General features: G+C 40.3%; 25 protein-coding genes and 4 tRNA genes. 1 reads left to right on the top strand and 28 read right to left on the bottom strand.

Going from position 1 to position 22,074, the window contains the following annotated elements; all coding sequences use genetic code 11:
- Window positions 1-23 precede the first annotated feature (23 nt).
- The 14 genes from rplL to FEM55_RS20160 form a co-directional block, all read right to left on the bottom strand.
- Complete coding sequence (gene rplL, locus FEM55_RS20095; protein WP_138283194.1) at window positions 24-410, bottom strand: 50S ribosomal protein L7/L12; 387 nt, start codon at window positions 408-410, stop codon at window positions 24-26.
- Between the two features lie 87 nt (window positions 411-497).
- Window positions 498-1,028, bottom strand: coding sequence for a 50S ribosomal protein L10 (gene rplJ / locus FEM55_RS20100; RefSeq protein ID WP_138283195.1), 531 nt, complete (start codon window positions 1,026-1,028; stop codon window positions 498-500).
- A 1-nt stretch (window position 1,029) separates the two neighbouring features.
- Entirely contained in the window at window positions 1,030-1,728 is a 699-nt protein-coding gene (rplA, locus tag FEM55_RS20105) for a 50S ribosomal protein L1 (protein ID WP_138283196.1), read from the bottom strand.
- A 37-nt stretch (window positions 1,729-1,765) separates the two neighbouring features.
- Complete coding sequence (gene rplK, locus FEM55_RS20110) at window positions 1,766-2,215, bottom strand: 50S ribosomal protein L11 (protein ID WP_026631777.1); 450 nt, start codon at window positions 2,213-2,215, stop codon at window positions 1,766-1,768.
- A gap of 76 nt (window positions 2,216-2,291) precedes the next feature.
- The gene (gene nusG / locus FEM55_RS20115) at window positions 2,292-2,846 is read right to left on the bottom strand and encodes a transcription termination/antitermination protein NusG (protein WP_138283197.1); all 555 of its coding nucleotides are present in this window, start codon (window positions 2,844-2,846) and stop codon (window positions 2,292-2,294) included.
- 33 nt (window positions 2,847-2,879) lie between these two features.
- Entirely contained in the window at window positions 2,880-3,071 is a 192-nt protein-coding gene (secE, locus tag FEM55_RS20120) for a preprotein translocase subunit SecE (protein ID WP_031528323.1), read from the bottom strand.
- Between the two features lie 16 nt (window positions 3,072-3,087).
- Window positions 3,088-3,158, bottom strand: a tRNA-Trp gene (locus FEM55_RS20125).
- Between the two features lie 101 nt (window positions 3,159-3,259).
- A complete protein-coding gene (gene tuf, locus FEM55_RS20130; RefSeq protein WP_138283198.1) occupies window positions 3,260-4,447 on the bottom strand; it encodes an elongation factor Tu in 1,188 nt (395 codons plus the stop codon).
- Window positions 4,448-4,643: 196 nt separating this feature from the next.
- A tRNA-Thr gene (locus tag FEM55_RS20135) sits at window positions 4,644-4,715 on the bottom strand.
- An 84-nt stretch (window positions 4,716-4,799) separates the two neighbouring features.
- Window positions 4,800-4,872: transfer RNA gene (locus FEM55_RS20140), tRNA-Gly, on the bottom strand.
- A gap of 58 nt (window positions 4,873-4,930) precedes the next feature.
- Window positions 4,931-5,013: transfer RNA gene (locus FEM55_RS20145), tRNA-Tyr, on the bottom strand.
- Between the two features lie 163 nt (window positions 5,014-5,176).
- The gene (locus FEM55_RS20150; RefSeq protein ID WP_138283199.1) at window positions 5,177-6,277 is read right to left on the bottom strand and encodes an outer membrane beta-barrel protein; all 1,101 of its coding nucleotides are present in this window, start codon (window positions 6,275-6,277) and stop codon (window positions 5,177-5,179) included.
- Between the two features lie 12 nt (window positions 6,278-6,289).
- On the bottom strand, window positions 6,290-7,063 hold the full coding sequence (locus FEM55_RS20155; protein ID WP_138283200.1) for a hypothetical protein: 774 nt from the start codon (window positions 7,061-7,063) through the stop codon (window positions 6,290-6,292).
- The gene (locus FEM55_RS20160) at window positions 7,044-7,634 is read right to left on the bottom strand and encodes an RNA polymerase sigma factor (RefSeq protein WP_138283201.1); all 591 of its coding nucleotides are present in this window, start codon (window positions 7,632-7,634) and stop codon (window positions 7,044-7,046) included. Before FEM55_RS20160 ends, FEM55_RS20155 begins: the two co-directional genes overlap by 20 nt.
- Before the next feature lie 278 nt (window positions 7,635-7,912).
- Here FEM55_RS20160 and murI point away from each other — a divergent pair, with 278 nt between their 5' ends.
- Complete coding sequence (gene murI / locus FEM55_RS20165) at window positions 7,913-8,722, top strand: glutamate racemase (protein WP_138283202.1); 810 nt, start codon at window positions 7,913-7,915, stop codon at window positions 8,720-8,722.
- 4 nt (window positions 8,723-8,726) lie between these two features.
- On the opposite strand, the gene FEM55_RS20170 is transcribed toward murI, so the two are convergent.
- The 14 genes from FEM55_RS20170 to FEM55_RS20235 all read right to left on the bottom strand — a co-directional run bounded on the left by FEM55_RS20170 (window position 8,727) and on the right by FEM55_RS20235 (window position 22,049).
- Complete coding sequence (locus tag FEM55_RS20170; RefSeq protein WP_138283203.1) at window positions 8,727-11,246, bottom strand: glycosyl hydrolase; 2,520 nt, start codon at window positions 11,244-11,246, stop codon at window positions 8,727-8,729.
- 127 nt (window positions 11,247-11,373) lie between these two features.
- Entirely contained in the window at window positions 11,374-11,655 is a 282-nt protein-coding gene (locus tag FEM55_RS20175; RefSeq protein WP_138283204.1) for a CAMCR motif-containing small membrane protein, read from the bottom strand.
- Window positions 11,652-12,191, bottom strand: coding sequence for a DUF420 domain-containing protein (locus tag FEM55_RS20180; RefSeq protein ID WP_138283205.1), 540 nt, complete (start codon window positions 12,189-12,191; stop codon window positions 11,652-11,654). The genes FEM55_RS20175 and FEM55_RS20180 overlap by 4 nt, the downstream gene beginning before the upstream one ends.
- A gap of 4 nt (window positions 12,192-12,195) precedes the next feature.
- Window positions 12,196-12,534: a hypothetical protein gene (locus FEM55_RS20185; protein WP_138283206.1), complete on the bottom strand. Its 339-nt coding sequence runs from the start codon at window positions 12,532-12,534 to the stop codon at window positions 12,196-12,198.
- A gap of 281 nt (window positions 12,535-12,815) precedes the next feature.
- Window positions 12,816-13,145, bottom strand: a complete 330-nt coding sequence (locus FEM55_RS20190) for a cytochrome C oxidase subunit IV family protein (protein ID WP_138283207.1) — start codon at window positions 13,143-13,145, stop codon at window positions 12,816-12,818.
- A 30-nt stretch (window positions 13,146-13,175) separates the two neighbouring features.
- Window positions 13,176-13,946 carry a cytochrome c oxidase subunit 3 gene (locus FEM55_RS20195; protein WP_138283208.1) on the bottom strand — a complete coding sequence of 257 codons (771 nt, stop codon included), beginning with the start codon at window positions 13,944-13,946 and terminating at the stop codon, window positions 13,176-13,178.
- Window positions 13,947-13,959: 13 nt separating this feature from the next.
- On the bottom strand, window positions 13,960-14,544 hold the full coding sequence (locus FEM55_RS20200) for a cytochrome c oxidase subunit 3 (RefSeq protein ID WP_138283209.1): 585 nt from the start codon (window positions 14,542-14,544) through the stop codon (window positions 13,960-13,962).
- Between the two features lie 21 nt (window positions 14,545-14,565).
- Window positions 14,566-15,459, bottom strand: coding sequence for a heme o synthase (gene cyoE / locus FEM55_RS20205; RefSeq protein ID WP_229209351.1), 894 nt, complete (start codon window positions 15,457-15,459; stop codon window positions 14,566-14,568).
- A gap of 14 nt (window positions 15,460-15,473) precedes the next feature.
- Window positions 15,474-16,502: a COX15/CtaA family protein gene (locus FEM55_RS20210; RefSeq protein WP_138283210.1), complete on the bottom strand. Its 1,029-nt coding sequence runs from the start codon at window positions 16,500-16,502 to the stop codon at window positions 15,474-15,476.
- Window positions 16,477-18,360, bottom strand: a complete 1,884-nt coding sequence (locus FEM55_RS20215) for a cytochrome c oxidase subunit I (RefSeq protein ID WP_138283211.1) — start codon at window positions 18,358-18,360, stop codon at window positions 16,477-16,479. The genes FEM55_RS20210 and FEM55_RS20215 overlap by 26 nt, the downstream gene beginning before the upstream one ends.
- 29 nt (window positions 18,361-18,389) lie before the next feature.
- Window positions 18,390-19,493, bottom strand: coding sequence for a cytochrome c oxidase subunit II (locus tag FEM55_RS20220; RefSeq protein WP_138283212.1), 1,104 nt, complete (start codon window positions 19,491-19,493; stop codon window positions 18,390-18,392).
- 21 nt (window positions 19,494-19,514) lie between these two features.
- Window positions 19,515-20,864 carry a quinol:cytochrome C oxidoreductase gene (locus tag FEM55_RS20225; protein WP_138283213.1) on the bottom strand — a complete coding sequence of 450 codons (1,350 nt, stop codon included), beginning with the start codon at window positions 20,862-20,864 and terminating at the stop codon, window positions 19,515-19,517.
- A gap of 32 nt (window positions 20,865-20,896) precedes the next feature.
- Entirely contained in the window at window positions 20,897-21,505 is a 609-nt protein-coding gene (locus tag FEM55_RS20230) for a c-type cytochrome (RefSeq protein ID WP_138283214.1), read from the bottom strand.
- Between the two features lie 13 nt (window positions 21,506-21,518).
- Window positions 21,519-22,049: a DUF3341 domain-containing protein gene (locus tag FEM55_RS20235; RefSeq protein WP_138283215.1), complete on the bottom strand. Its 531-nt coding sequence runs from the start codon at window positions 22,047-22,049 to the stop codon at window positions 21,519-21,521.
- Window positions 22,050-22,074: the final 25 nt, after the last annotated feature.

The following is a 22,074-nucleotide window of genomic DNA, read 5'->3' on the forward strand; positions in this document are numbered from 1 at the left end:
TATAGGTTGACGTTGTAAGCAAATTATTTTACTTCAACTTCTGCACCTGCTTCTTCAAGTTGTTTTTTCAAAGCTTCAGCTTCGTCTTTAGCAACTCCTTCTTTAACAGGTTTTGGAGCACCATCCACCAATTCTTTCGCTTCTTTCAGTCCAAGTCCGGTAAGGTCTTTTACCAATTTAACAACCGCAAGTTTACTTGCACCGGCTGCTTTAAGAATAACATCAAAAGATGTTTTTTCTTCAGCTGCAGGAGCATCTGAACCACCACCAGCAGCAGGACCTGCCACCATTACTGCACCAGCAGCTGCAGGCTCAATACCGTACTCGTCTTTAAGAATTGCAGCCAATTCGTTCACTTCTTTAACCGTAAGGTTAACAAGCTGTTCTGCGAAAGCTTTCAAATCTGCCATTTTTATTTTGATTTTTTGATTATACAATAAGATGTTTTAAAAGCTCTGATTTACATTAACCCGGAGAGCTCAGCCTGGCTTTTTATATTAGTCTTCTTTCTCAGATAAAGTTTTGAGAATACCAGCCAATTTGTTTCCTCCGCTGGAAAGAGCAGAAATAACATTTTTGGCAGGCGATTGCAACAATCCGATAACCTCTCCGATCATTTCCTGTTTGGATTTCAGAGCGATCAGAACATCAAGCTGGTTTTCACCAACAAAAACCGACGAGTCAACAGAAGCTCCTTTGAACTTAAGCTTGTCGCTACCTGATTTTTTCTTGAATTCTTTAATCAATTGTGCAGGAACTTTACCTGACTCCGGGTGAAACATTACTCCGGAAAATCCCTTTAAAACTTCGTCAAAAGAGGAATAATCCGTATTTAATGTTTCCAGTGCTTTCTTAATCAATGTATTCTTAACAACACGATACTCAATTCCGCGTTCGAAGCAAAGGCCTCTAAGCTGGTTTGTTTCACCGACAGACATTCCGTTTGCGCTAGTGATATAGAAGTATGGAGTGCTAGCGAATTTTTGACTTAATTCGTCTATAATTACTGCTTTCTCTTCCCGTGTCATATTATAATCCTGGAATCGTGTTTTTATCAATAGTAACACCCGGGCTCATCGTACTTGACAAGTGAATGCTTTTTACGTAAGTTCCTTTTGCCGAAGATGGTTTAAGGCGAACCAAGGTATTGATAACTTCCTGAGCGTTTGCTACAAGCTGATCATTTCCAAAAGAAACTTTGCCTACACTGGTATGAATAATTCCTGTTTTATCAACTTTGAAATCGATCTTACCTGCTTTTACTTCTTTAACAGCTTTTGCAACATCCGGAGTTACAGTTCCTGATTTAGGATTCGGCATAAGTCCGCGAGGACCCAAAACTTTACCCAACCGTCCTACTTTTGCCATTACACTAGGCATAGTAATAATCACGTCGATATCTGTCCAGCCTTGTTCTATCTTTTGGATATACTCATCAAGACCAACGTAATCTGCGCCTGCTTCTTTCGCTTCTGCCTCCTTGTCCGGAGTACACAAAACCAATACACGAACTTCTTTTCCGGTTCCATGCGGCAATGTTACCACGCCACGTACCATTTGATCAGCTTTACGAGGATCAACGCCAAGACGAACGTCGATATCTACAGAAGAATCAAATTTAGTATAGGAAATCGTCTTAAGAACGTCCGCTGCCTGCTCAAGAGAGTAAGCCTGATTTGCATCGAATTTCGAAAGAGCTTCTTTTTGCTTTTTAGTCAGTTTTCCCATGTTCTTTTTTTCTTTAGCGTATTAATTTAATCTACGCTCAGTTGTTTTCTTCCCACGGGGCTTTGCCTGCTACAGTAATACCCATACTACGAGCCGTTCCCGCTATCATTTTCATGGCAGAATCAATAGTAAAGCAGTTTAAATCCGGCATTTTAGTTTCAGCGATCGTACGAACCTGATCCCATGATACAGAACCTACTTTTAAACGGTTAGGCTGAGCCGAACCTGTTTTTACTTTTGATGCTTCCAGAAGCAGAATTGCGGCCGGGGGAGTCTTGATGACAAAGTCAAAAGACTTATCCTTGTAGTATGTAATAACTACCGGCAATACCACACCCATTTTGTCCTGGGTACGGCCATTGAATTGCTTGCAAAACTCCATGATATTCAAACCCTTAGATCCCAGTGCAGGACCAATCGGAGGTGAAGGATTGGCTTGACCACCCTTTACCTGAAGTTTGACGTATCCACCTATTTCTTTTGCCATTGTTTTGTAAAATTTGTCGGTTCATTGATCATCTAACGGCTCACATGCAAGTGGAAGCTTACCTGCCCGCTAATTTTCAACTATCCTTTTCTACTTGTGCGTAACTGAGTTCCACGGGTGTATTACGCCCGAATATTTTTACAACTACATTGAGTTTTTTCTTTTCATCAAATACCTCCTCAACCAGTCCGATAAATCCGCTGAACGGCCCATCCACTACCTTAACAGTCTCTCCTTTTATAAATGACATACTAGGAGCTTCTTCATGCTGCTCTGCTTCATCTACTTTACCGAGAATTCTGTTAATTTCAGATTGGCGAAGTGGAACCGGAACTTTTGAAGTTCCTTCTGCATTGCCTAAAAAGCCAATTACGCCCGGAATACTGGTTATGATATGAAGTACTTCACCTTTTGATAAGTCTGCCGAAATGATTATGTATCCTGGAAAGAAGTTTTTTTCCCTAACACGTTTCTTTCCGTTTCGCATTTCATATATCTTTTCAGACGGAATCAGAATCTGCGGAACGAATTCATTAAGCTTTTGCCGTGCTATTTCATTTTCAATGTAGGACTTGATCTTTTTCTCTTGCCCTGACACTGCTCTCAATACAAACCAATTTAGACTACTCATATTATTATGGGGTTGCCGCTACAATAAATAGCCTTAGAAAGACTGATAAAACAGCTTCAATGCATTTTCAAAAACGAAATCCATTACACCTACCACAAAGGCAAAAATAAGGGATCCGACAAGCACTAAAGTTGTATTAGCCTGAAGCTCGTTAAAAGGAGGCCATGTAACATGCTGGGTTATTTCTTCCCAGGATGCTTTCAAAAAAGAAGTAAATTTTTCCATTTTCCTTTTTAATATGCACGGGTGGAGAGATTCGAACTCCCATCAACGGTTTTGGAGACCGCTATTCTACCCTTGAACTACACCCGTATTTGACACAACCCTAACTTTCGGGCTGCAAAGATACAATATATTTACAAAAAACAAGTGCATTTCTTCAGAAATGCACTTGTTCAGTATACTTATTGCAATTAATCTAGAATTTCAGTTACCTGACCAGCACCTACGGTACGTCCACCTTCACGAATCGCGAAACGAAGACCTTTTTCCATAGCAATTTTGTTGATCAATTTCACATCAATTGTGATGTTATCACCTGGCATAACCATTTCAACACCTGCAGGAAGTGAAATCTCACCAGTTACGTCCGTGGTACGGAAATAAAACTGTGGACGGTATTTGTTGAAGAATGGAGTATGACGTCCACCTTCTTCTTTTGAAAGAACGTAAACTTCACCTTTAAATGCAGCGTGAGGCTTAACTGAACCCGGCTTGCATATTACCATTCCACGGCGAATATCTTCTTTGTTGATACCACGAAGCAATAGACCTACGTTATCACCAGCTTCTCCGCGGTCAAGGATTTTACGGAACATCTCAACACCAGTAACGGTAGATTTAAGACCTTCTGCACCCATACCAAGAATATCAACAGCATCACCAGAGTTGATAACACCTCTTTCAATACGACCAGTTGCAACAGTACCACGACCAGTGATCGAGAATACGTCTTCAACAGGCATAAGGAAAGGAAGATCAGTCATACGCGGAGGAATTGGAATGTAGCTATCAACAGCATCCATCAAATCTTCGATCGTTTTAACCCACTTGTCTTCACCATTCAATCCACCCAAAGCAGAACCTTGAATAACAGGAATGTTGTCGCCATCGTAATCATAGAAACTCAGAAGTTCGCGAATTTCCATTTCGACAAGTTCAAGAAGTTCAGGATCATCAACCATATCCACTTTATTCATGAATACAACTAACTGAGGAACACCTACTTGACGAGCCAAAAGAATGTGCTCACGAGTTTGTGGCATGGGACCATCAGTCGCAGCAACTACGATGATAGCACCGTCCATCTGAGCAGCACCAGTTACCATATTCTTTACATAATCCGCATGACCTGGACAGTCAACGTGAGCATAGTGACGGTTTGCTGTCGCGTACTCAACGTGGGATGTATTAATTGTGATACCACGTTCTTTCTCTTCAGGTGCATTATCAATTGATGAGAAATCACGAAGTACTGCTAAACCCTTTTTCGCCAACACAGTTGTGATAGCAGCTGTAAGGGTAGTTTTACCGTGGTCAACGTGCCCGATAGTACCAATATTTACGTGGGGTTTCGAGCGGTCAAACGTCTCTTTTGCCATGACTTAAGTACGCTTAAAATTAAAAAGTTATTACGAATTTATTAAACACTAATTATTGATTCTGTTCAGCTTTATAGTACCAAGCCCTTCAAATCAATCACCAAATACATAGAACCAAAATCTTCGGAGCATTGAACGGGTCTAAACCATATCTTTTTTAATCCGATATTTTCAACCACAAAAATGCTCCTTTATGAGCCATTGGGGGGATTTGAACCCCCGACCTCTTCCTTACCAAGGAAGTGCTCTACCCCTGAGCTACAACGGCAAAATTTGTTATAACCAAAAAGCGATCAGCGAAAAAGTTTCAATTGAATGTTTTCGCTGATCGCTTCGATGGTGTTTCTATATGAGCGGAAGACGAGGTTCGAACTCGCGACCTATAGCTTGGAAGGCTATCGCTCTACCAGCTGAGCTACTTCCGCATTCATTTTGCCTTCTCCTGAACTGGTAATAAACAGGAGCAAATTTTCATATAGGCAGTGGGGGCGGATGGATTCGAACCACCGTAGGCATACACCAGCAGATTTACAGTCTGCCCCATTTGGCCACTCTGGTACACCCCCAGACAACATTTCAACACAACTGTGAAAACCGCTTGTTTCACTTTTGGAGTCGCAAAATTATACTCTTTTCTTAAATTCTCAAATTCTTTTTGAAAAAAAATAAATAAAAATAGCGACTCAAACAGAAAATGCCGTTTAGAGCCGCTATATGCACTATTTGTTTTTAAAATAACCTTATTCCAAAGCTCAGCATTCTGACGGAAGGACCTTTATTTTCTTCATAAAGCTTGTTCAGATCATAACTTACAAATAAATCCGGAAAATTCCTGAGCCCTATTTCAGCGCCTAGCCCGTACCTTAAATTCTCAATATGGAAATTTTGCCGGACATGATCAACATCTTTGCTTCCTTCTTCCCGGAGTTTCGTATAACTTCCGAGACGATAGCCTCCGTATACACCTGCACTGATGTAAGAAACAAACGACCTTGAAAAGCTAAGTGTCGGCATAATGGAAAAGTTAACATACGGAACAGTCAGCTTGCTCTTTTTCATGCTGATTTCCTTTCCTTCATCATCGGTGATCAACGGAAAATATACTTTTGAAGCATCTTTTGTAATGGTGTTGTTTCCATCAAACATCAAGTTGTACCATGAAAAATCTACTCCGAAATCAAGATGTAATCTGGCATTTTTACTACGTATAACGGTTGTACTTGCAATGTAACCCAAGCTCACAAAGCGTGATCCGAATGGCCGCAAGTCATAATCCGATTTTACATAGCCCGGTGTTGTTTCATTTGTTCCGTATGTATTCAAGCCGAGAGCGATGTTAAAACCTTTACGAGGACTAGAATTCCAACTCTTTTTATAAAAATGCTTTCCTTTCCGCTCGTATGTAGAATCACTTGACATAGAATCCTCATCCTTTACTTCCACGCCTTTTGCATTGATTGTGACTTCGGTGGCTCCGTCCTTGATATGAATTCCACGCAATCCAATTCTTACATAGTCTTTTTCATTATCCGATTTGTCTCTCAGGTATTTGTTTCCGTCAACTTCTTCTCTCAGATAAGTTGTGTCCGCACTTGTACTGTCTAAACGTATTTTCAGGTCATGCAGCAACGTATTCAGGTCATATTTCATGATTTTGTCCAATTCCTTCCGGTCTTCTCCGTAAATGATCAGACGTGTTTTGTTGCCAAATGTGACAATAATCGAATCCTTTTCCGTGGCATTTCTTACCAATTGCCGATTCGAGGCATAAGCGTTAACGTTTATTAAAAACAGGATCAGAACTAACGTGAAATATAGTTTCGTTTTCATGGCTGATGCAGATTACAATTTTGTTTTTTCTTTAAGATGATGGTATTTTTCTGACACTTTTTCTTCTCCGTTGCGCAAGTGGTCGTCTACTTTCGCAACAAGACTTTTCGGATTAAAGCCAATTTCTTCCCAATCCACTTGTTCGCCCGCTCTCGCATTTTTTAGCTGGCGAAATACACGTGAAAATTTGGAAGTTTTAGGCTTGTCTTCTTCATTACCCGAAGTTTCAACGGCTATAACAATTGTTCTTGAAAGCTCATTTGCAACAGTTTGCACCGGTAAAGGCTTTACCTCCGTTTTTGCATTTACCTCAATTTCCTCAGGAACGATTTCCGGTTTGATAACAGCCAACTCCGTTTCTTCTACAGCAATGATATTTTTCTCCTGGGCTGGTTTTTCCTGTTGTACAAGAGCTTTGTGCTGTAATTTCCCAGGTTGTTTTTTACTTATCCTGATTTCAGATTTTTTTTCAGAAACAGCCAGTTTTTCAGGCGTGCTATCTTGCCTGATTTGACTGTCTATTGGATCAGCCGGCATTTGTTTAACCGTAGCTGCAAGCCTTTCTGTACCTTTTCCCGGCATGGATGCATTGCCATTGTATTTCCATACTGCATATCCAGCGATTAAGGTCATTACGACACTTGCAGCCGCATACCAAGGCCAGCTAATTACTTTCCGGTTTCTTTTATTTTCCTTCTGAATTTTTTCCCATGCTGAAACAGAAGGTTTTTTTTCCCATTCCGACAGTTTGTGTTTAAAAAGATCATCAACAGGATGCTTTTTCATATGCTACTTTTTTTTTTAAATCACGATCCCAATCAGAAACCATTTTCTGCAACATTGCCCTCGCGCGGTGCAATTGTGATTTGGAAGTACTTTCCGTCACGCCCAACATCTGAGCAATTTCAATGTGTGCATATCCTTCAATTGCGTACAGGTTAAAAACTGTGCGGTAACCCACCGGCAATTCTTCAATCAGTTTCAGCAGTTCTTCGGCTTCCAGATGCTGATCGGCACTTGCATAATCCGGAATGTTAACAGCTTCTTCGGATAAAGTATCTTCCAGTATCCTTTTTTGTCTCCTCAGATAACCAAGTGCTTCGTTGACCATGATTCTGCGAATCCATCCTTCAAAACTTCCTTCGCCGCTAAACTGATCTATTTTACCAAATACCTTCAAAAATCCCTCCACCATTACATCCTCGGCCGCCATATCATCGCTTATATAACGAAAGCATAAACCCAGCATGCGAGCGCTGTATTTATCATAGACTTGCCGCTGCGCTTTCGGATCGTCTTTCCTGAGCGCTTTTACAAGCTGTGCTTCGTTACTAAAAAATGATAGAATTCGACCCATTTATTTTGGTGGTTTCAGTAGCAAGATGCTCATTGCAATTCTCAAGGTTGCATGCTGTATCAAAATTTTACGGTTTTTTTCAATTCAGGTTTTATTTTCCAGAACATTCTAATTTTTAAATAAGCAAAATCTCTCATTTACAACCATTTAAGTATCATTACTTTTTCGCCGCACGTTTCACATTGTATTTTATTCCGATTTAAAAATTTTATTAAATCCGTTCTTTTAGTTTTGAGCAATATATTTGACAATCATGAAAAGTTCTTTTTTCTCTCAACATGTTTGATTCATCAGCACCAATCGGGATTTTTGACAGCGGAATCGGCGGTATGACCGTTGCCAGTGCTGTGACCCGGCTTTTACCTCAGGAAAATACCATTTATTTCGGCGATACCGCCCATCTTCCTTACGGCGACAAGTCAACCGCTGCCATTCAGGCTTATTCCATCAAAATCTGCAACATGCTTTTACAGCAGAATTGTAAATTGATCCTGATCGCGTGTAACTCGGCTTCTGCCGCAGCTTACGAGCTTGTGCGTGAATATGTCGGAAGCAAGGCAAAGGTTATGAATGTAATTGATCCTGTTGTTGATTACATTAAGGAGCACTACGAAGGCAAAACAATCGGTCTGATCGGTACAAAGCAGACGGTGCTTTCCAATGTATACAAAAAGAAAGTGGATGCGATTGGAAAAAACATTCATCTGAAATCTCTTGCAACACCTCTGCTTGCCCCTATGATCGAAGAAGGTTTTTTTGATAATAATATTAGTGAAAGCATCATTGCAAGTTATCTTTCAGATGCATCTTTGTCCGATATTGAAGCATTGATTCTGGGCTGTACGCATTATCCGCTTATCAAAAATCAGATCAGCAATTTCTACATGGAATCCGTGGAAATACTGGATACTTCCGAAATCGTTGCAAATTCACTGCGTGCCTGGCTTGAACAGCATTACCTCGTCAATGAAAAAGGAGCAGGCAAAAGGGCGTTTTATGTTTCAGATTACACGCTTTCTTTCGAGCAATCCACAAACATTTTTTTCGGGCGCCAGATTCAGCTTGAACATTATCCGCTCTGGGAATAAATGGTCAGTAGTAAATCAGTTTGACAGGCCCGAGCAAACCCGAAGGCATTGGGTCCCATTTGGATGCGTCAAATTTTTTGTAGGTTATATCAACGATATTGATGTCGTAAAACTTTTTCCATTCCGGCGCCTGCTGATCGCGCAGGCGCATGTAATTGGCCGAAAGATTGGTTACTTCAATTTCCAGTATATTATTTTTTGATTTCAAAACTTTATTCAATGGAAGCTGAAATGGAATGCTCCAAGCAGTTCCTATAGACTTCCCGTTCAATGTAACCGTCGCTACTTCCCGGACATCGCCGAGATCCAGTAAAACAGATTTGCTGCCAAGCAATTGCCGGGGTATATCGAAACGAATTTTGTAGCGTGCCTTTCCTGAAAAATAAACTGCCGAATCCGGAAGCATTGTCCATGATTTCAGTTCGTTCAGCTTCGCAGCGGCAGGAATATGTGGCCTGCCTTCTAAAAATGTCAGTTCCCAGCTTCCATTGATTACTAATTCATTAGGTTTGAAATTCCTGAACGGGACAGTCGATGCAGTATGTGTTTCCTGTAAAAAGCAGGACTGGCCCGGAAGCAAGGACAAAAAAATCTCGGTTTTCCCCTTGTTGGTTCGGTGAGGCAACGATGATTCTCCTTGTAATGGATCGTACTTTGAGAACAGGGCCGGTTTACTTACTGCAATCCAGTCCTCCTTAAATGTATTTCCAAGATTCGCTACAAAGTAAAGTGCCTTTCCGTCACCGGTTTTTTTTCTGATAAATGAAAGTCCCTTGCCAGCCAGTTCTTCCTGCATCGCACCATTTGCAATCAGGTCCTTTGTGAGACTGCCCGATACTTTACTGTTTTTGTTCTTAAGCAAATTGCTGATATCATCAGCAAAACTTTTCTGTCGGCTTTCATGATTGTAAAAGCCGGTTATTTTAGCGGGAGTATGTTGATCAAAAATGATTTTCGCACCTGCCCCCGACAATCTTTTCAGTTCTGCCAATGTCTCTTCCGGCATGTACGTGCTGGCCGGAATCAGCACTGTTTTATAGGAAGTATTTCCTGTAATGACATTTCCGTTTTCATCAACATTCAACCGGCCGAGCTGTAAATCGGAAACGTAATCGAAAGTGAACCCTTCTTTCCACAGCCATTGTGCAAGCTTCCCGAACGGTAAATCAAGAAGCCAGCGATCCACATGATGCACTTCAAGCAAATGAACGTTGCCCGGAGATTTGGCTTGCGTTGCCCAAAGGTCATGAATCGGGAAATACAACAGAATATCATTGTCGGAAACACTGCTTTGAAGCCGTTCCTGCGTACGTTGTACATAATCATTCAGGAAAGGAAAATGCTCAGCAAAATGTGCGTTTTTTCCAAAGTTGGTTGAAGCATAGAATAGCCAGCCGGGATACGTTTCATTCTCCGGCGAATAAGTAGCCCCGTGATAAAAAATGTGATTGATTCCAGCCGTAAAAAGCTCATCTATCTGCGGCTTGATCTGTGACAGAGAAACTTTAAAATGATTGGCAAGCCATGTTCCCGTTTCTGAACTCACCAGCTTTTTTCCTGAAAAATTTGCAGCGGAAGAGGCGAACTTCATTGCAAGCGGATTGGGTGTTCCAAACTGATTAATGCTGTAATCGGGATCAATGCGTAGCCCGGGAATAGCAAAGCGGCTTGTACCAAAAGATTCTGTTTCGGGAATATCTGCTGTTTCATAAAGATCCAGCAAATTACCCGGAGAACCATGCGCCTGATACCGGGTCAGAAAACCATGCGCTTTACTCCACTGTGTCCAGGGCAAAGCATACCTTTCCCTCAGCAGCTCGGCCAAAGTCTGGTGATAATCTATTTTTACAAGAATCCCGTCTTCCTTGTTTGTTGAATCGATTAAAAGCGATTGTTGCTTTCCGATTTCGTATCGTCTTCTTTTTTGAAATTGTTCCGGAAAATCAGTTGTCCAGTTCGCTCCGTATGCTTCATAGGAATCATTGTACATGGAACGCGGCAAATTCCTGGCATTGGCAAAAGCAGAATCAAACCTTGAAAGGTATTGCGTCATTGCAGACGGATGAAACGGATCGAGCACGTAACCTTCGCCGCCCGGAGCAGCGCGCTTCACCTTTTGCTCAGTTAGCGTTACATCCAGCTTTTCATTTACTGGTTTCATATTTTTGGCTGCCCTATCAAGCGGCACATTCGGGCCTCCGAAAGGCCAACCGGTCCCTGTCGTCATATCTACGCCCATTCCCAAACGATTACCTTCCTGCACGGTATATTGCATCACATCAATCCATTCGGGACTTAGAAAAGGGATGTAGCCGGATTCGTAGCCCTTTGCTCCGTAAATCGGGATGATGTGTACACCTCCGATTCCTGCTTTATTAAAATATTCCAGTTGAGCAGAAATATCATTTTTGGTAACGGCACTTCCCATCCACCACCAGTATGTCCATGGCCTGGATGTTGAAACGGTTTGTGCTTTAAGTTGCACAGAAATAAAAAGAAGCAGCAGAGAAAGGATAAGACGCATAAAACAACTTTTTGATTAAAGTCCGAAAAGCAGTTTTCTACGCTTTGAATAAAAAGTATTAATTTGATTTTACATAAAAAAAGCGAAACCGTTCAGGCTCCGCTTGTACAAAAAATATGTCGGACATTCAGCTTTGAAACGCCGATTTCACACGGGATGCCACAAATTGGCGTTCCTGCATGTTTCGTTTGCTGTTGCGGTACCATAAATAGCCTATAACTGCCACTAGCAAATAAGGCATCACAAACAAAAATAAAATACCTGTATTCAGACCGATGCCTACATTATTACGACCATTCCCCATGGAACTTTCTACTGTGCCGCGGCACATGGCGCATTGCGCCCATACATTTGAACCGGTCAGAATGCATGAAATTATAAACCCTGTAATGATTAATGATTTTTTCATACGTAATAAGGACTGATCATCAGATAAACGGCAACTCCACTGATACTTACATACAGCCAGATCGGCAAAGCCCATTTTACTGCTTTTCTGTGCTGCATTAACTGGTTCGTATATCCGAAATAAACTGCTCGCAATACAAACCAAACGACTACGATCGACAATATAATGTGTGAAAGAAGTAAAAAATAATAAACCGGCCTCATGAATCCTTGTCCTCCGTATGAAGTAGAATCGTTTGAAATATGATACAAAATATAACATACAAGAAATACAGCACCTAGGATAAAAGCTGCTGTCATTGTCTGCCTGTGCGCATTCACATTTCTTTTTCGGATAAAGTAGAAGCCAGCAAGCAACAAAATCGCAGTAAGTGTATTGATCACACCAATAACATGCGGTAATACCTTTGTCCATGCACCCAAATCAATTTTCTGGCGGATACCCAGCAAAATTGCCACAGCTACAGGAATGGCAATTGCCAGAATATTAATAATGCGCTCGTATTTTGGTTTTTTCTCTAATATCAAAGTGGCCATGTTCTCAGTGTGTACTGTTTTTGTACTCGTATTGTAAAATTTTTATTTCAGCCATCAGACGGTCTGAATCCTCCGGATCAGCTCCCTTGTAATATCCTCTTGTATAACCATCCTTGTCAACCAAAACCAACATGTTATGCAAATCATCCTGACATGAACCAGACAATTTTTCCATAACATCTGTAGCTTCCTCTTTGCCGGTCAACAATATTTTCCAGTTTTGTTTTCCCAGTTCATCCGGATAGTCGGAATGTTGCATATATGCAGAATCGGCCAGCGTTGTAATGACAAGATCAGGAATATCAATCGTTAAATTATTTACTCTTTGAATCTGAGCCAGCATTAGCAAACACGAATCTTTGCAAACTGCCGGCAAATAATTTATAACGGTTATCTTTCCAGCAAGCTTTATTTCTGAGGATTTCAGTTTTATTTCCGGATTTTTTTTGAACAGCGTATCACCATTTTCAACTATAACCTGTCCGTTTGAATCTGTCTGCGGGTTATAATATGAAAGAACATAATGGTTTGTACCAAAAAATTTCAGAAACACAAAAATCAAAGCCGGAGTTACTAACGTTAAAATCAGTAATCCGGCCTTGGAAAAATTCTTCATATAGTTACTTAATCGAATACGGCATCAAAGATTGCATTTCCTTCAAGAAGAAGTGCAAGTATCAACCATGCAACAAAAACTACTGGAACTAAGATAGACCATATCAGTGATTTTGTCTCATGCTTCAAGTGCATAAATTCTCCAACGATGTAAAATGCTTTGACAATAGTCATCACAATGAATATGGTCACTTTCAGAATTCCATGAGGGACGGTAAAAGCAATCAAGAATTCAACTGCGGTTAGTATCAATAGTATCCAGAAAGTTTTCCAGATAGCTTTGCGCTGTTCTGCGCCGGCATTAGGATCCTGATTATGAATATGATGTATTTCTGCCATTTTGAGTTAGGATAAATCTTGTTAAATATTTTAAACCAGGTAAAAGAATGTAAATACAAATACCCAAACCAGATCTACAAAGTGCCAGTAAAGACCTACTTTTTCAACCATTTCGTAACTTCCTCTTTTATCGTAGAAGCCGGTTGCAGAACGGAAGAAAATAAGAATATTCAATATTACTCCACTAAAGACGTGTGTTCCGTGAAAACCGGTAATAAAGAAAAAGAAATCTGCAAACGCTGGCGGGCCATATTGGTTTTCAGTAAGATTCGCACCAAATACGGTTTTGTCAACCCAGACACCATCTTGAATCACTTTCATAACGCTTCCTGTATCCGTACCGTGAATGAAGTGGCTCCATTCCCAAGCCTGACATCCCAAAAATGTAAATCCTCCCAAGATCGTCCAAAGCATGTATTTTTCCACACTCTCCCGATCCATTCTGTGTCCCGCTTCTACTGCCAGAACCATTGTAACACTGCTGGCAATAAGAATAAATGTCATGATACCAACAAATACCAAGGGCAGCGTAACACCATGTAGGAACGGTACAGCTTCATATACTTTTTCTGGGATTGGCCAGTACATGTTTGAGAAAGTGAAGTCTTCTGCTTTTCCGGAAAACGCAGGAAAACTAAACCGTGCTGTGCCATATGCCACCAATAAGGCGGAGAAAGTAAAGGTATCCGAGATAAGGAAAAACCACATCATCAGTTTACCATAACTTGCTTTCATAGGCTCAATTCCCCCCATCCACATTTTGGGTTCTATCGCACCTGGTGTTGTTACATTTGCAGCCATTGATAAGAAATTATTAATTAAAGGTCAATAAAAAAACAAAAAGGTATAACCAGAGTATATCCAGAAAATGCCAGTAAGTGGCACAGATCTGAATACGTCTTAGATTCTTTGCATGCACTTTCAGACGAAAAGCTGCCATCCATGAAAATAACAGTACAATCAGACCGCTAATGATATGAAAACCATGTAATCCTGTAAATACATAAAAAAACGATCCAGAAGGATTGCCGACAAAGTAAACATTCATTGCAACCAGCTGTTTCCATCCTTCAAACTGCATCCACAAAAATGCCAGGCCAAGTACAAAAGTAATAGAAATTGCTATTTTCAATTGTTTGAACTGATCTTTTTTTGCTGCGAAATAAGCCCATTGCATGGCAATGCTGCTGATCAGCAATACAACAGTACTGTACCAGAAAATACGTGGCATCTCAAATTCAAGCCAGTTACCCTCAGCCCTGCGTACAAGGTATGCGCTGGTCTGTGAAGCAAACAACATAATAATACTTACCAGAAACAACCAGAGGATAAACTTCATTGGATCCATCGCCAATGTTTCCTGTGGTTCTTTTTCTACTTTATAATTGATACTTTCCATTTCTCACTTTCCTTTTCAACATTAAATTTTGTCTAACAAAAATGCGATCTGCACAATCGGCAGATAGATAAACGAACCAAACATCAATTGACGTGCAGTTTTGTCTGTACAAGTTCTCATTAAATGAAATGTTTGTGCCAGAAACAACACTCCAAAAATCGTTGCTATGAATGCAGAGTTGATTCCGGTCATTCCCAGTTTATACGGTAACCAGCCTACGGGCAAAAGAAACAGAGTATAAATCATTATCTGCATGGTTGTATCCAGATCTTTCAGGCCGTTTGCCGGCAAGAGTTTGAATCCTGCTCTTTTGTAATCTTCATCTAAAACCCATGCAATAGCCCAAAAATGTGGAAACTGCCAGAAAAATTGTATAGCAAACAAAATACCCGGTTCAAGCCCGAAATGGTTCGTTGCTGCAACCCACCCAATCATTGGAGGAAATGCGCCCGGAAATGCCCCAACAAAAACGGCAATTGGCCCTACTCTTTTCAATGGTGTATAAACAAAGCCATACAGCACCAGTGAAAGCAGGGAAATCAATCCAGTACTTAAATTAAAAACTGTTATAAATATAAACAAAGACGATATACCTAATATAACAGCCCAGATTGCTGCCTGCTCTTTGGTAATCCTTCCGCTTGGCAGTGGCCTGGAAGCCGTTCGTTTCATCATTTTATCCAGATCCTTTTCCAAGATCTGATTGATAATATTAGCTGCACCTGTAATACCGATTGAAGCCAGAATGAAAAGAATCATTTTATAAAATTCAACCTCTTTTGCTCCAAGGCTGTAACCCATTGCACCAGAAAATGCAATTAGGGAAGCTAATCTGAATTTCAATAACTCAAATAAAACTCCTATTCTTTCTTTGATTTTACCAACTCCTACTAAGCTACCTTCCGCTGATGTCATTCTATTAACTTTAACTAAATTGTAGTATGCTTAACTTTCAAATTATCTTTATAGACAAGGTATTTCTTCCCATTTGTCAGAAGCCAGATGATAAACTGTAATCCAATCAGCAATATGGCAAGTGTCAAGTGGATAGGCTGAGCAAAAGGCGGTACTCCAAAATAGGCCATTAAGATGCCCGTTCCAATTTCAGCAACAAGTATCCAAAGGCAAGCCGTGGCGATTTTACCAGCAACTGAACCTTTACCTTCTGATTTGATAATCAATGAAATCCAATAGATGTTAACTCCAAAGATTATTAAAGAAAAAGACCTGTGTATGTAGAACTCAAAACCTAAGGAATCCATCCACTGATTCCGGGCATCGTATCCCATTTTTACAATCACTTCATCCATCGTTTCCCGAACTTGCGTTCCCAGCAAAATCTGAGCAAGGGATAAAACAAGTATGATCAATCCTAACTTGTTCGCATTCTTATCATGAATGAGATTTAGTTTTAAAGGATTATTGGCATAGTATGCCCATGTGAACAGATACAGAAGTAAAAACACAATGACGATTGCCAAAAGCATGTGCAATGTTACAACTATCGGCAACAATTCATAAGAAACTACTTTTGCGCCTAACCAGCCTTGAAACCCGACCAAAATAAAAGCTGACAAGCTCAATAAAAAAATTTTGGTATTTCCAGATTTCAATATGGGAACAGATGCCAAAAGCGTAAGGAATATCATAATGCCGGTAAAAGCACCAAGAAGTCTGTTAACGTATTCAATCCAGGTTTTAATCGGATTGAACTCAATTTCACCCTTTAACTTCGCACCGTATATTTCCTTGTAATCAGCAGGCAATTGGGAAATTTCTGTTGGAGGTATCCATCTGCCGAAACATCTAGGCCAGTCCGGACATCCCATTCCTGCACCTGTACTTCTTACAACACCTCCTGCAATAATGAGAAAGTAGAGTGTAATGACAGTGTTTAAAGCCAATCGCCGAAATCGGCGATTGGCTTTGGAATCAATGTGCGTTTTTGAACTGGTCATTAAAGTTTTGCGACTCAATTGCTTTTTCAGTAGCAATTAATTCATTCTCATGTGGGAAGTTGGATTCCAGTGTCTGAGAATAAGGTATATTCTGTGGAATAAAATCTTCTTTAGCTCCCGGCTTGCTGTAGTCATATGACCAACGGTAAACTGCTGGAAGCTCGCCTTCCCAGTTACCATGACCGGGATTAATCGGTGCAGTCCATTCCAGTGTATTGGAGCGCCATGGATTTTGTGGTGCTTTTCTTCCTTTGAAAATGCTATAAAAGAAATTCCATAAGAAGATAAACTGCGCAACAAATGTGAATATTGCTGCTACCGAAATAAACATGTTCATATCCATGAACTTGTTTGTAAAATCATAGCTTGTAAACTGATAATAACGGCGTGGGAAACCAGCAATTCCTACATAGTGCATTGGAATAAACACTAGGTAAATACCAATAAATGTTAGCCAGAAGTGTATTTGTCCCAATGAATTGTTCATCATTCTTCCAAACATCTTAGGGAACCAGTGATAAACTCCGGCAAAAAGGCCGAAAGCTGAAGCAGCTCCCATTACAAGGTGAAAGTGAGCAACTACAAAATAGGTGTCATGCAATTGAATATCCAGCGCACTGTTTCCAAGTATAATTCCTGTCAATCCTCCGGAAACAAACAGAGAGACCAGCCCGATTGAGAACAACATTCCCGGAGTAAAAACGATATTCCCTCTCCAGAGTGTTGTAATGTAGTTAAAGCCTTTTACTGCAGATGGTACTGCAATGATCAATGTCAGGAACATAAATACTGATCCCAGAAAAGGATTCATACCTGTTACAAACATATGGTGTGCCCATACAATAAAAGCAAGAAATGCAATACCCAACATGGAAGCAATCATTGCACGGTAACCAAAAATCGGTTTACGAGAGTTTGTAGCAATAATTTCAGAAGTGATGCCTAGACCCGGTAAGAGTACAATATATACTTCCGGGTGGCCTAGGAACCAAAATAAATGTTGAAACAAAATTGGACTGCCACCTACGTTTGGAAGTGCTTCTCCATTGATATAAATATCAGACAGATAAAAACTGGTACCAAAATGACGGTCAAATATCAATAACAAAACAGATGATAAAAGAACCGGAAAAGATATCAATCCCAAAACAGCAGTAATCAAAAACGCCCAAATGGTTAGTGGAAGTCTGTCAAACGACATTCCTCTTGTACGCAAATTGATAACAGTAGTAATGTAATTGATACCACCTAATAATTGCGAAACTATAAAGAATGCCATACTTGCAAGCCACAAAGTCATTCCTAATCCGGAACCGGGATGTGCTTGCGGCAATGCACTTAATGGAGGATAAATCACCCATCCACCAGCGGCAGGACCTGTTTGTATAAACAGAGATGCAAACATGATTACACTGGCCAGAAAGAAAAACCAGTAAGAAAGCATGTTCATGAAACCTGACGCCATGTCTCTTGCTCCAATCTGAAGCGGAATCAGGAAGTTACTGAAAGTACCACTTAGACCTGCAGTTAGCACGAAAAATACCATAATGGTACCATGCATGGTTACAAGCGCAAGATAAAAATTAGGATCCAGTTTGCCGGAATCACTAATCCATCCGCCTAGAACAGGTTTAAGCCATGATAGATTGGCATCCTGAAATCCAAGCTGGATACGGAACACAATGGACATGGAAATTCCTATTACAGCCCATAAAATCCCTGTAATAAGGTACTGTTTTGCTATAACTTTATGATCTTCAGAAAATATATATTTCTGCCAAAAGTTAGGTGCCTCATGGTGGTGTTCATGCTCAGTATCATGATGATGAGCAGTTTCCAATCCTTCTATAGCTGACATATATCTTTAATGTATTTAAATTATTAAAATTAGCGTAAACTAGTGCTGCTTCCAGCGCCACCACCTGTTGAAGAACTATCTGCAGGTGCTGCGGCTTCCGCAGGAATATATTTCATTGCCTTAGCCTTCAGATTTTCAGGAACCTTCGCCAGATACTCCGGATAAGTTTGCAGAAATGTAGCTTGTTCCGAGCACCACTTTCTATAAGAAGCTTCGTCTTCTACAATCAAACGCATTTTCATCGAAAAATGTCCCTGTCCGCAAACTTCGGTACAAGCAATTTCGTAATCAAAATTTGGATTGTTTGTTTCTGATCGCATTTCAGCAGTTGTTTTATCCGGAACAAACCAGAATTTAGTTGGTAAGCCGGGAACTGCATCCATCTTAACACGCATATGAGGAATGAATACACTGTGCAATACGTCACGCGCTCTGATTTTTAACAGCACAGGACGATTTACAGGAATATGCATCTCACTAGGGTTTGTAAAATCATCAAATGAATTCTCATCAGACAAGTCAATTCCTACCTCATTTTGCGGATCAATCAATTTATAATTGTAATCACCCAACTTGTTATCGCTGGCACCAGCATAACGTACAATCCAGTTAAACTGCTTGCCTGTAATTTCAATTACTTCTGCATCGCGGGGTGCATCCGAAGTAATATCAGACCATGCTTTCCAACCTGTAAAAACCAACATAGCCATTACAATCGCAGGAACAATAGTCCATATAAGTTCTAATCTGTGATTATCAGGATAGAATGAAGCACGATGATCTTTTTTATACTGATATTTCCACGAGAAGAAGAAGATCAGGAAGTTCACGATGATAAATGGGATTGTAAGAATTCCCATTGAAAACCAGAACAAGTCATCAACTCGTCTGCCGTGTATAGAAGATGCAGTTGGAAGAAAATATTCACGCGAGTGAAGGTAAGACCAAGTTATAGCTACTGCCCCGATTATAAGCACAACTATAAACATAGCACCATTTATCTTGTTACCGGATGGTGCTGCATCAAGAAAATCTGTTTTGTTTACACTTTTAAGCACATTCTGAAGTCTGGCAACCACAACGCCGGTTAAAACCAGAAATACAAGTGCAACTAACGCGATAATAATATACATAATAATTAACTAGTTTAGCAATTAGGCAATATCGTGATGAAGTGATTCTTCCAACATAGGATGATTCCTTGGGATCAAATTCGCCTTTTCTAACTGAGATGCAACTGAATAGCCGAATGCACATATAAAAAGCAGGAAGAAACCCCACTCTAACGGACCGAAGCCAGCATTTGCTCCAAGCGTTCCCGGCATTATATTGGTATAGAAATCCATATAATGTCCGATAATCACACTCCAGCAAGCCACTTTAAGAATTGAGTGCGTGAACTTAGCATCTCTTGTCATTAACACAAGAAACGGAAAGAAGAAATTTAATAGCAAAGTGATGAAGAAAGGCGCTTTGAAAAAACCACCATGACCTCTGAACCTCTCTATATAATAAATATTTTCCTCCGGTAAGTTAGCATAATATATCAGTAAGAACTGTGCAAACCATACATACGTCCAGAAAATACTGAATGCAAATACAAATTTACCTAAATCCCTTAAATGGCTTGAATTAACTGCTCTCAAGTATCCTCTGTCTCGCAACATAACGATTATAAGTGTAATTACTGCCAATCCTGCAACATGCCAGCTCGCAAGTGTATACCATCCGAACATTGTGCTAAACCAGTGTGTATCTACTGACATCACAAAATCCCATGCAGAAGTAGAAGATGTTACTCCGAAAACAACCAAAAAAGCTGTTCCGAAACGAATTGATTTTTCGTAAAACTCCGTTCCACCAATTTCATCTTCTTGCAGAGATAGATTACGGATTACACGCCACATTCCATACCATACTACAAAATAAAAAACCAATCGGAAAATGAAGAAAGGGGTATTAAGGAAACCTCTTTTACCCGCAATAATAGGATCATATTCCGGACCTCCCACCTCGTACAACCCTTCATGTGTCCAGTGAAAAAGATCATGTCCACCCAGAAAAAATGTAACCAGCATAATTACTCCGGTAATTGGAAGAAATGCGGGAAGTGCCTCAGGAACTCTTTTAAAAACAGCCGACCATCCTGCCTGTGCAAGGTAATTGTAAGAAATAAAGAACATACCAATTACCGAAATACCGGTAAAATACACTCCGTTCACCCACAGATTAGCCCAAACACGTGTCATCCAGCTGGCACCATGACCTTCTGCAGCCTCATGCCCGGCTGATGCATGCTCTGCGGCTCCATGTCCAACAGCTGCTGCTGCATGTTCAGCTCCACTTGCTGCTGCTTCATGCCCGCCACCGCCAGTTGCTGCAAGATAAACTCCAAGTAAAACCAATCCAAGGCCGATGCCTCCACCAATTAGTAAGTTCCTTTTAGCCCCTGATGTAAATTCAAACCGTTCTTCAATAGAAGGAATCGAATGTGCTGATGCCATTATTTATTTAATTTCGCTGTTATCAATTGTATTTAAGCTCCCTTTTGCAACTTCTGTACATAATGTACAATCTTCCAACGTTCCTCGGGATTTATCTGAGATCCATGTGGCCACATCCTGTTTCTTCCATGTGTAATAACATGAAAAATGTGTCCTTCATTCAAATTCTTGTAAGCGTCGCTTGCATAGTTTGGTACACCTTTATAGGTAGCACCAACTTTGCCATCGCCTGCGCCCGTTGCACCATGACAATGCTGGCAATATCTTTCATACAGGACTTTTCCCTCTGCTAACGTATTATCATTTAAAGGAACCGGATTTTTTAATACCCTTTCAGAAATGGAAATGCTATCTGCTGGAATATTGTATACCATCAGATCCCTAGTTGCGGAGTCACTGTCTCCGAATGACGTACGGTAATTTCTTCTGGATACGGTTCCTGCTACCGGAAGGCGCATTGTTAAACCCATTGGGTTTACAGGATTGGCTTTTTCCTGCTTGTAAGGCTCGTAACCAACTGGGAGATACATATTAGGAGCATATTCTTTTCCAGGATCGTTCGGATCTCTCTTGCAGCTGGCTGCTGCTATGATAATGACTCCTCCTAACAATAAATATTTATATAAATCTTTGAATTTCATTTCTCAAACTCCATTAAAATTGCTTGATGTTGACTTCTTCAGCCCCACTATCTTTTAGTGCTCTTGATATATCTTCAATACTCATAGAGTTTCTTCCCAAATCAATCGCCATAACAAATTTATTATCCGTTGAACGAACATCAAACCTAGGATGAAAATGTGTTCCGGGTCCTAGTCCATTGGAAATAAAAAAAGTAATGACCATTCCAAATGCAGTGAACAATACAGTCAGCTCAAAAGTAATCGGAATATAATTTGGAATTGAAATAGGATCTTTACCACCAACAATCATGGGCCAGTCAATACCCATCATCCAGATCATCATGGTTAATGCAGTACAACATCCTGTAACACCAAACATAAATGCCGCAATACCAATTCTTGTTCTTGGATGGCCTAATGCTTCGTCCAGTCCATGTATTGGAAATGGAGAATAAACTTCTTTAATCTTTACTCCGGCTTTTCTGAGCCTTGGCACTGCATGAAGTACAGTATCGTCGTCGTCATAGACTCCAACCAAATATTTACCAGATAATTCTGCCATGTTATGCTATAATTAGAAAACTTAC

The sequence above is a fragment of the Dyadobacter sediminis genome (genome assembly GCF_005860765.1).
Classification (GTDB): domain Bacteria; phylum Bacteroidota; class Bacteroidia; order Cytophagales; family Spirosomataceae; genus Dyadobacter; species Dyadobacter sediminis.

Excerpts from the sequence above, each read along its gene's own strand:
- rplL (WP_138283194.1), bottom strand. The coding sequence starts at position 410 with ATGGCAGATTTGAAAGCTTTCGCAGAACAGCTTGTTAACCTTACGGTT.
- rplJ (WP_138283195.1), bottom strand. The coding sequence starts at position 1,028 with ATGACACGGGAAGAGAAAGCAGTAATTATAGACGAATTAAGTCAAAAA.
- rplA (WP_138283196.1), bottom strand. The coding sequence starts at position 1,728 with ATGGGAAAACTGACTAAAAAGCAAAAAGAAGCTCTTTCGAAATTCGAT.
- rplK (WP_026631777.1), bottom strand. The coding sequence starts at position 2,215 with ATGGCAAAAGAAATAGGTGGATACGTCAAACTTCAGGTAAAGGGTGGT.
- nusG (WP_138283197.1), bottom strand. The coding sequence starts at position 2,846 with ATGAGTAGTCTAAATTGGTTTGTATTGAGAGCAGTGTCAGGGCAAGAG.
- secE (WP_031528323.1), bottom strand. The coding sequence starts at position 3,071 with ATGGAAAAATTTACTTCTTTTTTGAAAGCATCCTGGGAAGAAATAACC.
- tuf (WP_138283198.1), bottom strand. The coding sequence starts at position 4,447 with ATGGCAAAAGAGACGTTTGACCGCTCGAAACCCCACGTAAATATTGGT.
- FEM55_RS20150 (WP_138283199.1), bottom strand. The coding sequence starts at position 6,277 with ATGAAAACGAAACTATATTTCACGTTAGTTCTGATCCTGTTTTTAATA.
- FEM55_RS20155 (WP_138283200.1), bottom strand. The coding sequence starts at position 7,063 with ATGAAAAAGCATCCTGTTGATGATCTTTTTAAACACAAACTGTCGGAA.
- FEM55_RS20160 (WP_138283201.1), bottom strand. The coding sequence starts at position 7,634 with ATGGGTCGAATTCTATCATTTTTTAGTAACGAAGCACAGCTTGTAAAA.
- murI (WP_138283202.1), top strand. The coding sequence starts at position 7,913 with ATGTTTGATTCATCAGCACCAATCGGGATTTTTGACAGCGGAATCGGC.
- FEM55_RS20170 (WP_138283203.1), bottom strand. The coding sequence starts at position 11,246 with ATGCGTCTTATCCTTTCTCTGCTGCTTCTTTTTATTTCTGTGCAACTT.
- FEM55_RS20175 (WP_138283204.1), bottom strand. The coding sequence starts at position 11,655 with ATGAAAAAATCATTAATCATTACAGGGTTTATAATTTCATGCATTCTG.
- FEM55_RS20180 (WP_138283205.1), bottom strand. The coding sequence starts at position 12,191 with ATGGCCACTTTGATATTAGAGAAAAAACCAAAATACGAGCGCATTATT.
- FEM55_RS20185 (WP_138283206.1), bottom strand. The coding sequence starts at position 12,534 with ATGCTGGCTCAGATTCAAAGAGTAAATAATTTAACGATTGATATTCCT.
- FEM55_RS20190 (WP_138283207.1), bottom strand. The coding sequence starts at position 13,145 with ATGGCAGAAATACATCATATTCATAATCAGGATCCTAATGCCGGCGCA.
- FEM55_RS20195 (WP_138283208.1), bottom strand. The coding sequence starts at position 13,946 with ATGGCTGCAAATGTAACAACACCAGGTGCGATAGAACCCAAAATGTGG.
- FEM55_RS20200 (WP_138283209.1), bottom strand. The coding sequence starts at position 14,544 with ATGGAAAGTATCAATTATAAAGTAGAAAAAGAACCACAGGAAACATTG.
- cyoE (WP_229209351.1), bottom strand. The coding sequence starts at position 15,459 with ATGACATCAGCGGAAGGTAGCTTAGTAGGAGTTGGTAAAATCAAAGAA.
- FEM55_RS20210 (WP_138283210.1), bottom strand. The coding sequence starts at position 16,502 with ATGACCAGTTCAAAAACGCACATTGATTCCAAAGCCAATCGCCGATTT.
- FEM55_RS20215 (WP_138283211.1), bottom strand. The coding sequence starts at position 18,360 with ATGTCAGCTATAGAAGGATTGGAAACTGCTCATCATCATGATACTGAG.
- FEM55_RS20220 (WP_138283212.1), bottom strand. The coding sequence starts at position 19,493 with ATGTATATTATTATCGCGTTAGTTGCACTTGTATTTCTGGTTTTAACC.
- FEM55_RS20225 (WP_138283213.1), bottom strand. The coding sequence starts at position 20,864 with ATGGCATCAGCACATTCGATTCCTTCTATTGAAGAACGGTTTGAATTT.
- FEM55_RS20230 (WP_138283214.1), bottom strand. The coding sequence starts at position 21,505 with ATGAAATTCAAAGATTTATATAAATATTTATTGTTAGGAGGAGTCATT.
- FEM55_RS20235 (WP_138283215.1), bottom strand. The coding sequence starts at position 22,049 with ATGGCAGAATTATCTGGTAAATATTTGGTTGGAGTCTATGACGACGAC.